General features: G+C 67.2%; 11 protein-coding genes. 2 read left to right on the top strand and 9 right to left on the bottom strand.

The features are described from left to right. From ACFIMZ_RS01315 to flhD, 8 genes are all read right to left on the bottom strand, one after another. The gene (locus ACFIMZ_RS01315) at positions 1 to 1,905 is read right to left on the bottom strand and encodes a methyl-accepting chemotaxis protein (RefSeq protein WP_431821079.1); all 1,905 of its coding nucleotides are present in this window, start codon (positions 1,903 to 1,905) and stop codon (positions 1 to 3) included. 36 nt (positions 1,906 to 1,941) lie between these two features. After that, positions 1,942 to 2,457: a chemotaxis protein CheW gene (gene cheW, locus ACFIMZ_RS01310; RefSeq protein ID WP_431821078.1), complete on the bottom strand. Its 516-nt coding sequence runs from the start codon at positions 2,455 to 2,457 to the stop codon at positions 1,942 to 1,944. A 47-nt stretch (positions 2,458 to 2,504) separates the two neighbouring features. Continuing rightward, complete coding sequence (gene cheA, locus ACFIMZ_RS01305) at positions 2,505 to 4,694, bottom strand: chemotaxis protein CheA (RefSeq protein ID WP_431821077.1); 2,190 nt, start codon at positions 4,692 to 4,694, stop codon at positions 2,505 to 2,507. A gap of 33 nt (positions 4,695 to 4,727) precedes the next feature. Continuing rightward, entirely contained in the window at positions 4,728 to 5,105 is a 378-nt protein-coding gene (locus ACFIMZ_RS01300; protein WP_431821076.1) for a response regulator, read from the bottom strand. Positions 5,106 to 5,121: 16 nt separating this feature from the next. Further along, entirely contained in the window at positions 5,122 to 6,144 is a 1,023-nt protein-coding gene (gene motB / locus ACFIMZ_RS01295; protein ID WP_431821075.1) for a flagellar motor protein MotB, read from the bottom strand. A 13-nt stretch (positions 6,145 to 6,157) separates the two neighbouring features. Continuing rightward, positions 6,158 to 7,018 carry a flagellar motor stator protein MotA gene (gene motA, locus ACFIMZ_RS01290; protein ID WP_124598841.1) on the bottom strand — a complete coding sequence of 287 codons (861 nt, stop codon included), beginning with the start codon at positions 7,016 to 7,018 and terminating at the stop codon, positions 6,158 to 6,160. 177 nt (positions 7,019 to 7,195) lie between these two features. Then, positions 7,196 to 7,750 (bottom strand): flagellar transcriptional regulator FlhC, encoded by a 555-nt coding sequence (gene flhC, locus ACFIMZ_RS01285; RefSeq protein WP_042586778.1) that lies wholly within the window; start codon positions 7,748 to 7,750, stop codon positions 7,196 to 7,198. A 94-nt stretch (positions 7,751 to 7,844) separates the two neighbouring features. Next, positions 7,845 to 8,165 carry a flagellar transcriptional regulator FlhD gene (flhD, locus tag ACFIMZ_RS01280; RefSeq protein ID WP_010093028.1) on the bottom strand — a complete coding sequence of 107 codons (321 nt, stop codon included), beginning with the start codon at positions 8,163 to 8,165 and terminating at the stop codon, positions 7,845 to 7,847. Between the two features lie 663 nt (positions 8,166 to 8,828). Here flhD and ACFIMZ_RS01275 point away from each other — a divergent pair. Beyond that, a complete protein-coding gene (locus ACFIMZ_RS01275; RefSeq protein WP_431821074.1) occupies positions 8,829 to 9,893 on the top strand; it encodes a glycosyltransferase family 4 protein in 1,065 nt (354 codons plus the stop codon). A 109-nt stretch (positions 9,894 to 10,002) separates the two neighbouring features. On the opposite strand, the gene ACFIMZ_RS01270 is transcribed toward ACFIMZ_RS01275, so the two are convergent. Beyond that, positions 10,003 to 10,299: an H-NS histone family protein gene (locus ACFIMZ_RS01270; RefSeq protein WP_010093030.1), complete on the bottom strand. Its 297-nt coding sequence runs from the start codon at positions 10,297 to 10,299 to the stop codon at positions 10,003 to 10,005. Between the two features lie 292 nt (positions 10,300 to 10,591). On the opposite strand from ACFIMZ_RS01270, the gene aqpZ reads away from it, so the two are divergent. Continuing rightward, the gene (gene aqpZ / locus ACFIMZ_RS01265; protein WP_431821073.1) at positions 10,592 to 11,335 is read left to right on the top strand and encodes an aquaporin Z; all 744 of its coding nucleotides are present in this window, start codon (positions 10,592 to 10,594) and stop codon (positions 11,333 to 11,335) included. Positions 11,336 to 11,363 lie beyond the last annotated feature (28 nt).

Genomic DNA, 11,363 nt, shown 5'->3' with positions numbered 1-11,363 from the left:
TTAGAAGGTCTCCCAGTCGTCGTCGGACCTGCCGGCAGCCGCGGGCGCCGGCTTGTCGCCGGACAGCGCGGGCCGCATGAGCGCGGGCTTCGCCGCCGGCGCGGCGGGCTTCGCTGCGGCCGGCTTCGCGACGCGCGGCGCATAGCCGCCCGCCGCCGCCGCGCTGCCCGACGACGCCTTCGGTTCGGCGGCGAGCGCGGCGCGCTTCACGGGCTGCGGTTCATGCGTGTGTGCGTGGGCTGCGTGTCCTGCATGCGGCAGCGCCGGCACGGCGGCCGGTTGCGGCGCCGGGCGCGCGGCGGGCAGCGCGGGCGGTGCGGATCGCTGGGGCGCGGCCGCATGCGCGATGCCGCCGATGACGCGCCAGCCGGCCACGACCGCCTTCATCTGGCGCGTCTGCTCCTCGAGCGACGCGGCCGCGGCCGCGGCCTGCTCGACGAGCGCCGCGTTCTGCTGCGTGACGGCGTCCATCTGGCCGACCGCGCGGTTGACCTGCTCGATGCCCGTCGACTGCTCTTCGGACGCGGCGCTGATCTCGCCCATGATGTCGGTCACGCGGCGCACGGCCTGCACGATCTCGTCCATCGTCGAGCCGGCGCGCGCGACCAGCTCGGAGCCGCTTTGCACCTTGTCGGCCGAATCGCCGATCAACTGCTTGATTTCCTTCGCGGCGGTCGCGCTGCGCTGCGCGAGCGAGCGCACCTCGCCCGCGACGACCGCGAAGCCGCGGCCCTGCTCGCCGGCGCGCGCCGCTTCCACCGCCGCGTTCAGCGCGAGGATGTTGGTCTGGAACGCGATGCCTTCGATCGTGCCGATGATGTCGACGACCTTGCCCGAGCTCGTCGCGATGTCCTGCATCGTCTCGACCACCTGGCCGACCACGTCGCCGCCCTGCGTCGCGATGTCCGACGCGTTGACCGCGAGCTGGCTCGCCTGGCGCGCGTTCTCGGCGTTCTGCCGCACGGTGCCGGTCAGCTGCTCCATGCTCGACGCGGTTTCCTGCAGCGAGGCGGCCTGTTCTTCCGTGCGCTGCGACAGGTCGGTGTTGCCGGTGGCGATCTCGCGCGCGCCGACGTCGATCGACTCCGCGCCGCGATGCACGGACTGCACCATCGCGGTGACCGCGTCCTGCATCCGGCGGATGCCGCCGAACAGGCGCCCGATCTCGTTCGTGCTCTGGACCTGCACCGGCTCGGTGAGGTCGCCCGCGGCGATGCGCTCGAAGTGCGCGACCGCCTGCTCGAGCGGCTGGATGATCAGCCCGCGCAGCGCGAAGCGGATCGCGACCACCATCACGAGCGACAGCGCGATGCCCGCCGTGATCAGCGCGATCATCAGAGCGATGCGCGACTGCGTCGCGCCCTGGCTCGCTTCCGCGCGCGCCTGCAGCGCGTTGAAGACCGCCGACGACGCCTGGTCGTACGCGACGAACATCGGGCTGATCTTCGTGTCGGCGATCGCGTGATACGCGGCCATGTCGCCTGCGTGCGCGGCCGCGAACTCGGGCTCGATGCCTTCCTTGACGATCGTCGCGTAGCGCGCGGCGAGCTCGTCGACGAGCGCCTGGTCGACGCCGTTCTTCGGTGTCGACTGGAACGTCTGCCAGTTCTGGTTCGACTTCGCGAACAGCTCCTGCGCGCGCGCCAGCACCTTGGCGGCCTCGTCGGCGTTGCCGCCTTCGGCCATCGAGCGGAAGCGGTCGAGCGACACGCGGGCGCGCAGCAGGTACGACGACGTGTCGTCGAGCGCGGCGATCGCCGGCAGATCGTTATGCGCGATCTCGTCGAGCGAGCGGCTCGCGTGATGGAGCGCATAGAGGCCGAGCCCGCCGACCGCCGCGGCCAGGCACGCGAGGATGAGTCCGACCGCCGTGAGCGTCGTGCGGATCGACCAGTTTTGCAACATCGCAGGTTCTCCCGAAATTCCTTGCGCCCGGCGCGCTTATACGCCGAGCGTCTCGATCAGTGCCATCTCCCGGCTCGACATCAGCTTCTCGATGTCCATCAGGATCAGCATCCGGCCGTCGACCGTGCCGAGGCCCGTCAGGTACTCGGTCGTCAGCGTCGCGCCGAACTCCGGCGCCGGCATGATCTGCTCGGTCGACAGCGTCAGCACGTCCGACACGCCGTCGACCACCATCCCGACCACGCGATGCGCGACGTTCAGGATGATCACGACGGTCTGGTGGTCGTACTCGACGCGGCCCAGGTGGAACTTGATCCGCATGTCGACGATCGGCACGATGATCCCGCGCAGGTTGATCACGCCCTTGATGAAATCGGGCGCGTTCGCGATGCGCGTGACGCTGTCGTAGCCGCGGATCTCCTGCACCTTCAGGATGTCGATCCCGTACTCCTCGTCGCCGAGCGTGAAGACGAGGAATTCCTGACCGGTCGCATCGCCATGCTCCGCGTCGCGGCGGCTCGTGGCCGCGTTCGCCGCGGCCGGATTGATCATTTGGACTTCAGCAGACACGTTTGCCCCCAATCGGTTGATGGCGAGAGTCAGAACGCGAGCGCGGCGGCCGGATTGGCGCCATGCGTCGCACGGGTTTCACGGTTCAGCGCCGCGACATCGACGATCAGCGCGACGCTGCCGTCGCCGAGGATCGTTGCTGCCGAGATGCCGTGCACCTTGCGGTAGTTGGTTTCCAGGTTCTTCACGACCACCTGCTGCTGGCCGACCAGCTCGTCGATCAGCATCGCGAAGCGGCGTCCCTCGGTTTCCATGATCGTGACGATCCCCTGGGTCGGGTCGGTGCGCGCGTCTTCCACCGAGAACACTTCATGCAGCGCGACGAGCGGCAGGTATTCGCCGCGCACCCGCACGACGCGCTCGCCGTTGCCGACCGTGTAGATGTCTTCCGCGGACGGCTGCAGCGACTCCATCACGAAATTGAGCGGCAGGATGAAGATCTCGCCGCCGACCTTCACCGACATCCCGTCGAGGATCGCGAGCGTGAGCGGCAGCACGATGCGCGTGGTCGTGCCCTTGCCGGCGTGCGACGAGATCTCGACGTGGCCGCCCATCGCCTGGATGTTGCGCTTCACGACGTCCATGCCGACGCCGCGGCCCGACACGTCGGTCACCGTCTCGGCGGTCGAGAAGCCCGGCGCGAAGATCAGCTGCCAGACTTCGTCGTCGCTGATGTTCTCGGAGATCTGCATCCCCTGCTTTGCGGCCTTCGCGAGGATCCGCTCGCGGTTCAGGCCGCCGCCGTCGTCGCTGACCTCGATCACGATGTTGCCGCCGTGATGCGCGGCCGACAGCACGAGCTGGCCGACCGCGTCCTTGCCGGCCGCGCGCCGCTTGTCGACGGTCTCGATCCCGTGGTCGAGGCTGTTGCGCACGAGGTGGGTGAGCGGATCGATGATCCGCTCGATCAGGCTCTTGTCGAGTTCGGTCGCCTGGCCGAACGTGACGAGCTCGACCTGCTTGCCGAGCTTGCCGGCGAGATCGCGCACGAGCCGCGGGAAGCGGCTGAACACGTAGTCCATCGGCATCATCCGGATCGACATCACCGCTTCCTGCAGGTCGCGCGCGTTGCGCTCGAGCTGCGCCATCCCGTTGAAGAGACGGTCGTGCAGCGCGGGGTCGAACGCGCTCGCCGTTTCCGCGAGCATCGCCTGCGTGATCACGAGCTCGCCGACCAGGTTGATCAGCTGGTCGACCTTCTCGACGCCGACGCGGATCGAGCTGCCCTCGCCGCCCGATGCGGCCGCGGCGGCCGGGCGCGCGCGCTTGTCGTCGTGGTGCGGATGCGCTTGCGGCGCATGCGCCGGCTCGGCGGTGGCCTGCGGTGCGGCCGGCTGGGCGACAGCCTGCGGCGCGGGCGCGGCGGGCTGCGCGGCCGGGGCCGGCGCGGCGGCGGCGGCCGGCGCGGCCGGGGCTGCGGCGGGCTGCGCGGCGGCGGCCGGTGCGTCCGCGGACGCGGGCGCGGCCGGCGCGGTGCCGCGGCCGATCTTGATCTGGCTCTCGTCGATCACGAAGCAGCAGACCGCGACGATGTCGTCGGTCGACACGTCCGACTGCAGCCACAGCGTCAGGTCGCCGCCGGCCTCCTCGCGGCCGACGATGTGGCCGAGATTGCCGAGTTCCTCGGCGAGAAGCTCTCGGTCCTTCGCGTCGACGCCGGACAGCGTGATCTTCAGGTGCGGGCCGCCGGCGTCCGCCGCCGCGTCGGCGGCCGGATGTGCGGCCTCGAACGCCTGCTCGATGACGTGATCGGGCGCGCCGCCTCCCGCCGATGCCGCCGGCGCGGCCGGTGCTGCCGGCGCAGCGGCTGCCGCCGCCTCGCCCGCGCCGCTGCCGGCCTTCAGCCGTTCGAGCTTCGCGCAGATCGCCGCGGCGGCTGCCGCATCGGGCTCCGCGCTCGCGCGATAGTCGGCGAGCTGGTCGGACAGCACGTCCTTCGCCTCGAGGAAGACGTCGACCATCTCCTTCGTCAGCTTCAGCTCATGGTTGCGCACGCGGTCAAGCAGCGATTCGAGAATGTGCGTCGTCTCGGTGAGCGCCGTGAAGCCGAAGGTCGCCGCGCCGCCCTTGATCGAATGCGCGGCGCGGAAGATCGCCGCCCCGTCCTCGGGATCGAGTGCGTCGACGTCCAGATTCAGCAGCAGCTGCTCCATCTGCGCGAGCAGCTCGTCCGCCTCGTCGAAGAATGTCTGGTAGAACTGAGTGATGTCGAGAGTCATGCCGGGTCACCGGATAAGGTCGTCGCGGTCAAATCAGGAATCGGCCGGCGCGGACAGCGTCGCGACCAGGTCAATCAGCACGGCCGGGTCGATCGGCTTCTCGATCCAGCCGGTTGCGCCCGCATCGCGCGCCGCGCCCTTGAACGCGTCGCTGCCCTCGGTCGTCAGCACGAGGATCGGGGTGTCCGCGTAGGCGGTCAGCTTGCGCAGCGCCGCGATCACCTCGAGGCCGCTCTTGCGCGGCATGTTCTGATCGGTCAGCACCAGGTCGTACGCGACGGTGGCCGCCATGTCGAAGCCGGCTTCGCCGTCCGGCGCAACCGTCACGTCGTAGCCGGCCTGCGCAAGCGTTCCCTGCAGGAGCGCACGCATGGTCGCGGAGTCGTCGATGGCAAGAATGGTTCGGATCATGTCTGTCTCGGAAGCCTCAATGTCGCGGCGCGGACGCGGCGACGCCGGCCAGCGCCGGACGCACGCCTGCCGTCGCCGGGGCGGCGATCTGCTGCGCGAGCTGCTTCGAGCCCGCGGCGTCGGCCGACAGCGTCGTGGTCGTCGCGTCGTCGCGCATCAGCGCCTCTTCGGATTTGCGATTCAGCACGATCACGCTGATCCGGCGGTTCTCCGGGTCGAGCGGATCGGCCTTGTTCAGGTTCTGCGTCGACGCAAGGCCGAGCACGCGCAGCACCTTCGATTCGTCCATGCCGCCCGAGATCAGCTCGCGGCGCGATGCGTTCGCGCGGTCGGCCGACAGCTCCCAGTTGCTGTAGCCGCCTTCGCCGCCCGCGTACGGCACCGCGTCGGTGTGGCCCTGGACGATGATGCGGTTCGGCACGTCGTTCAGCGTCTTGCCGATCTCGCGCAGGATGTCGCGCATGTACGGCTCGACGTGATCGCTCGACATCGCGAACATCGGCCGCTTCTGCGTGTCGACGATCTCGATGCGCAGCCCCATCAGCGTCGAGTCGATGCGGATCTGCTGCTTGAACTGGCGCAGCGTCGGGTTCGCCTCGATCGCGGCCATCAGCTTGATCTGCAGGTCGTGCAGGCGCGCCTGCTCGCGGCGCTCGAGCGCGCCCTGCGCCTGGGCCTGCGCTTCGTCGTCGTTCTTCTTCGCGACGCGGTCCGCGAGGCTCGTCTGCCCGTCGGTGCGGCGCGTCGAGCCCGCGTCGACGCTCGAGATGTCGCGCCCGCCGCCGTTGATGATGCTCGAATCCTGCGAGCTGCGATCGCCGCTGCCGAACAGCGCGGCCTGCAGCGGCGTGTTGAAGTATTCGGCGATCCCCTTGAGCTGCACCGGCGTCACCGAGCTCAGCAGCCACATCAACAGGAAAAACGCCATCATCGCGGTCATGAAGTCCGCATACGCGAGCTTCCAGGCGCCGCCGTGGTGGCCCTTCTTCTGCGGGGCCACCCGCTTGACGACGATTGCGCGATCCTTGCTCTTGCTCATCGGGCGCTCCGCGTCACTTCGCCTTCACGCGGCGCACGTGCTCTTCGAGCTCGGCGAACGACGGCCGCTCGGTCGAGAACAGCACCTTGCGGCCGAACTCGACCGCGATCGCCGGCGCGTAGCCGTTCAGGCTCGCGAGGATCGTAACCTTGATGCACTGGAACATCTTCGTCGACTCGGCGACGCGCTGCTCGGCGAGGCTCGCGAGCGGGCCGATCAGCCCGTACGACAGCAGGATGCCGAGGAACGTGCCGACCAGCGCCTGCGCGATCATCGCGCCGAGCACCGCGGGCGGCTTGTCGGCGGACGCCATCGTGTGCACGACGCCCATCACGGCCGCGACGATGCCGAACGCCGGCATCGCGTCGCCGACGCGCATCAGCGCGTGCGCCGGGCCTTCGCCTTCCGCGTGATGCGTCTCGATCTCCTCGTCCATCAGGCTCTCGATCTCGAACGCGTTCATGTTGCCGCCGACCATCAGCCGCAGGTAGTCGGTCAGGAATTCGACGATGTGGCGATCGGCCAGGATCTTCGGATACTGGGTGAAGATCGGGCTCTTGTCCGGATCGTCGATGTCGGCCTCGAGCGTCAGCGTGCCTTCCTTGCGCGCTTTCGCGAGCAGCACGTACAGGAGCCCCATCAGCTCCATGTAAACGTCCTTGGTGTACTTGGAGCCCTTGAAGAGCGTCGGCAGCACGCGCATGGTCGCCTTGATGGTCTTCATGCCGTTGCCGAGGATGAACGCGCCCACGCCCGCGCCAACGATCATCAGAATTTCGATCGGCTGGATCAATGCGCCCAGATGCCCGCCAGCCAGCGCGTAACCGCCGAAGACGGACAAAATCGTCACGAGTGTTCCTACGATAATCAGCACTGCCTGTCCCTCACGAATGACCGGCGGGGAGACCGCCGTTAAGTGGTTTACGGCAGTCGGCAGGAAAACTTTGGGCGCCCCGCGGCGGCCGCCGGGCCGTGTTTACCAGCATTCCGCGGCGGCTCGGGCCTGCCTGCGGCGCCCGGCTCCTGCCCCGCGCCCCCCGCCCCGAGGGGCTCAGACCGCGAGCGCCGCCTGCCCTGCCTGCGCGGCCGCTGCCTTGCGGGTCTTGCCGGCACGCGACGGCGGCTGGCAGAGCCCGCAAACGAAACCTTGATGCGGATCATGCGCGTGCGCGACGAAATGGCCGCCGCAGCGCGTGCACGGCGTCATCTGCAGCATCCCCGAATCGAAGAAGCGCACGAGCGTCCACGCGCGGGTCAGGCTCAGCGCCGCCTCGTCGCCGGACAGGTTCACGTGCTCCAGATACAGCCGGTACGCCTTCACGATCGCCTGGATCGGCTCGCAGCGGCCGTGATCCTGCATGAACCGGTAGATGTTGTAGAACAGCGACGAGTGGATGTTCGGCTGCCACGTCATGAACCAGTCGGTCGAGAACGGCAGCATCCCCTTCGGCGGCGACACGCCCTTCAGCTCCTTGTACAGCTTGATCAGACGATCCCGCGACAGGCTCGTCTCCGCCTCCAGCAACTGCAGCCGGGCACCCAGTTCGATCAGTTCGATGGCGAGGGTGATTTCCTTCACCTCGACCACGACGCTTTTGCTTGCCATAAGTGTTAGCCGTCCGCTTCTCGTTGCTTCGGATCAGACGCCCATGCGCCGGCCGCCGGCGCGGCGCACCGGGACGAACGCAGGGCAGGGAGCGTCAGCGGACGCTTTCGACCGGCTGGCCGGCCATCAGGATCGCCGAATGGGCGTGCGACACCACGGTGCTGCGCCCCTTGTCGGCTAGCGACGACAGCAGTGCGTGATCGTCGAAACGAAAGCGGCACAGCATCTGGTTCGACGCCGCGAGCTTCACGGTCTGGGCGAGCGTGAGGTTCCCGAGGACATCGGCCAGTTCCTCGGAAATTCCCATGCGGAACATGCCCATCGCTTTGTCCTCGCGCAGCAGGCGTTGCGCGAGCAGGAGGTACGACAGGTTTACCTCTTTGATCTCACTGAGCATTTCGCTTGTAGCGCTCATGATTTCCCCGTTAAGAGCCTTTGGCCATTCGTGTTATGAAAACGTTTGCTCGACGTGGCGGCTCGTGGCGCGCAATCGGCATGTTTATGGTCTTACAACGGGATTTTGGCTAAACAGGTTTTGCGCCGGTATCAGCAAAGTGGCGTGCGCCGCGCAGGATTTGTCTGTAAACCGTGTAGGAATTTTTCCTACAAAGGCAATTGAAAGGAAAATTGTTGATTTGACGTGGCGGATTGCCGCGGAAGGCCGACGGGAGAGGGTTGTCGGCGCGGAGATCGGTAAAAATTATAGTACTTTTTCACGGACGCGCAACAATTGACTTGGACGTCTCACATACTGCGCCCGGCCCCGTTTATCGGGGTTTTCTCGTATTTCAGCGTGTAACAAGCCTTAAGTGTTTGAAAAAACACTCGAACCCTTCTGACCGATCCCGATAATGGCTTCGATGGGCGGTGGCGCGATGCGTGCCGGCCGCCCCCTCGCAGCTTGCCGTCCGGAGCGCTGCCGCCCGCCGCCACCCGCGCGCGTCGGCAAATTTCACCGCCCGAGCAGCTTGGTCCGGGATCGGAGCCGAACGTTGAAGCATACGCTCCGATCGACCGTTTTACATGGGGTCAGAGCAGGTACTCTAACGCCTGCCCTGGCCGACACCGGAGATCGTCCATGCGCATTGCCCAGATCGCACCGCTCTACGAAGCCGTTCCGCCGAAACTCTACGGCGGCACCGAGCGCGTCGTGTCCTACCTCACCGAAGCCCTCGTCGAGCTCGGCCACGACGTCACGCTGTTCGCGAGCGGCGACTCGGTCACGTCCGCCCGCCTCGAAGCGGCCTGGCCGCGCGCGCTGCGGCTCGATCCGTCGATCCGCGATGCGATGGCGCCGCATATACGCCTGCTCGAGCAGGTCGCCCGGGTCGCGCACGAATTCGACGTGCTGCACTTCCATCTCGACTACCTGCCGTTCCCGCTGATGTCGCGCCTCGACACGCCGTACGTGACGACGCTGCACGGGCGGCTCGACCTGCCGGAGCTGCAGCCGGTGTTCGACGCGTTCCCCGACGCGCCCGTCGTGTCGATCTCGAACAACCAGCGCAAGCCGCTGCCGCAGGCCGCGTGGGCCGGCACCGTGTATCACGGGCTGCCCGGCACGCTGCTCACGCCGCAACCGGGCGTGAAGCCCGAGTACCTCGCGTTCCTCGGCCGGATCTGCCCGGAAAAGCGCGTCGACACCGCGATCCGGATCGCCGCGCAAAGCGGACTGCCGCTCAAGATCGCCGCGAAGGTCGACAAGGCCGACGCCGACTACTTCAAGGAAGTGATCGAACCGCTGCTCGACGAGGCGCACGTCGAATTCATCGGCGAGATCAACGAGGCGCAGAAGCCCGCGTTTCTCTCCGGCGCGAAGGCGCTGCTGTTCCCGATCGACTGGCCGGAGCCGTTCGGCCTCGTGATGATCGAGGCGATGGCGTGCGGCACGCCGGTCGTCGCGTTCAACCGCGGCTCGGTGCCGGAAGTGATCGAGGACGGCGTGACCGGCTTCATCGTCGAGGACGTGCAGGGCGCGGTCGGCGCGCTGCACCGTATCGACAGCCTGTCGCGCGACGCGATTCGCGCGCGCTTCGACACGCGCTTCACCGCGAGCGCCATGGCGCAGCGCTACGTCGACACCTACGAAACACTTTGCGCGGCGACTAAACAGCCGGCATTGCGTCGGGTCGCAGGCGGCTGACGCTCCGCAAATTCGCCCGGAAACGGGCGCGGAAATGCGCGCCGAAATCGGCCGCGAAAAACGAAAGAGCCACATCGACGATGCGGCTCTTTTCGTTACGTCCTCTGCATCAGCCGATCAGAAAACGGTCGCGGTTTTTGCCGACGATCCAATTCGGCGGCTTGCCTCGGCCACTCCAGGTGGCGCCCGACTTCGGGTCGCGGTATTTCGCCGGCAGCGGCGCCTTTTTCGGCGGACGGCCGCGCCGCGCGCGCTCGGCAAATCCCAGATCCTGGGCGGTCAGCCCGTATTCGGCGATCACCCGCTGAACGTCGGCAATTACCGCCTCGACTTCCTGGCGGCGCACTTCATCCGCCTGGGCCTGCAAATCGGCGATCTGCGCCTTGAGTTTCGCGTATTGAGACATTTTCGGCTCCCTGTTTCATGATGCGGCCCCGGCAATTCCAGCCTAGACACAAAGCATCCGTTACGCAATCCGCACTGCCACCGTACCCGTCGCAATAAATGCTGGCATTTTTAACCGAAACGGTTATATCGAGAATGCGGACTTATTCTAATAAAAGCCGTTCGTCCAGCATTCCTATTTAACAATCGTTGACCCTCTTGGCCCCGCTTCGTTTCCTATAATCCAGACCAAATCAGGGCGGCGTCGAGCGCACCGCCGTCGTCTTTCACACCATTTGAACGGAATTTCCTACATGAACCTTTCTCGGCGGCTGGCGGCAGAGGTATTCGGCACCTTCTGGCTGGTGCTCGGCGGGTGCGGCAGCGCCGTGCTGGCAGCGGCCTTTCCGGGGCTCGGCATCGGTTTTGCCGGCGTCGCGCTGGCCTTCGGCCTCACCGTGCTGACGATGGCGTTCGCGATCGGACATGTTTCGGGGTGCCATCTGAATCCTGCGGTGAGCGTGGGCCTGACGGTCGCCGGCCGCTTCCCGGCGCGCGATCTCGTGCCGTACATCGTCGCGCAGGTGATCGGCGCGACGCTCGGCGCGTTCGTGCTGTACCTGATCGCGACCGGCAAGCCCGGCTTCGACGTTGTCGGCAGCGGCTTCGCGACGAACGGCTTCGGCGAGCGCTCGCCCGGCCACTACGCGCTCGGCGCGGCATTCATCTGCGAAGTCGTGATGACCGGCTTCTTCCTGTTCGTGATTCTCGGCGCGACCGACAAGCGCGCGCCGGCCGGCTTCGCGCCGATCGCGATCGGCCTGTGCCTGACGCTGATCCACCTGATTTCGATTCCGGTCACCAACACGTCGGTGAACCCGGCCCGCTCGACCGGCCCGGCGCTGTTCGTCGGCGGCGAGGCGATCGGGCAGCTCTGGCTGTTCTGGGTCGCGCCGCTGATCGGCGCGGCGCTCGCCGGGGTCATCTATCCGCTGGTCGCGGGGCGCGACGACGCCCCCGGCCTGCTGCCGTCGGCATCCGCTCGCACAAGCGAATAAAACACTACGGGGTCAAGCGAGCAGGAGC

The organism is Burkholderia sp. F1, assembly GCF_050813845.1.
Lineage (GTDB): Bacteria > Pseudomonadota > Gammaproteobacteria > Burkholderiales > Burkholderiaceae > Burkholderia > Burkholderia ubonensis.
The sequence above is the reverse complement of the archived record's forward strand: the minus strand, read 5'-3'. Positions and strand labels throughout refer to the sequence as shown.

Excerpts from the sequence above, each read along its gene's own strand:
- cheW (WP_431821078.1), bottom strand. The coding sequence starts at position 2,457 with ATGATCAATCCGGCCGCGGCGAACGCGGCCACGAGCCGCCGCGACGCG.
- ACFIMZ_RS01275 (WP_431821074.1), top strand. The coding sequence starts at position 8,829 with ATGCGCATTGCCCAGATCGCACCGCTCTACGAAGCCGTTCCGCCGAAA.
- motB (WP_431821075.1), bottom strand. The coding sequence starts at position 6,144 with ATGAGCAAGAGCAAGGATCGCGCAATCGTCGTCAAGCGGGTGGCCCCG.
- ACFIMZ_RS01315 (WP_431821079.1), bottom strand. The coding sequence starts at position 1,905 with ATGTTGCAAAACTGGTCGATCCGCACGACGCTCACGGCGGTCGGACTC.
- cheA (WP_431821077.1), bottom strand. The coding sequence starts at position 4,694 with ATGACTCTCGACATCACTCAGTTCTACCAGACATTCTTCGACGAGGCG.
- flhD (WP_010093028.1), bottom strand. The coding sequence starts at position 8,165 with ATGAGCGCTACAAGCGAAATGCTCAGTGAGATCAAAGAGGTAAACCTG.
- aqpZ (WP_431821073.1), top strand. The coding sequence starts at position 10,592 with ATGAACCTTTCTCGGCGGCTGGCGGCAGAGGTATTCGGCACCTTCTGG.
- ACFIMZ_RS01270 (WP_010093030.1), bottom strand. The coding sequence starts at position 10,299 with ATGTCTCAATACGCGAAACTCAAGGCGCAGATCGCCGATTTGCAGGCC.
- ACFIMZ_RS01300 (WP_431821076.1), bottom strand. The coding sequence starts at position 5,105 with ATGATCCGAACCATTCTTGCCATCGACGACTCCGCGACCATGCGTGCG.
- flhC (WP_042586778.1), bottom strand. The coding sequence starts at position 7,750 with ATGGCAAGCAAAAGCGTCGTGGTCGAGGTGAAGGAAATCACCCTCGCC.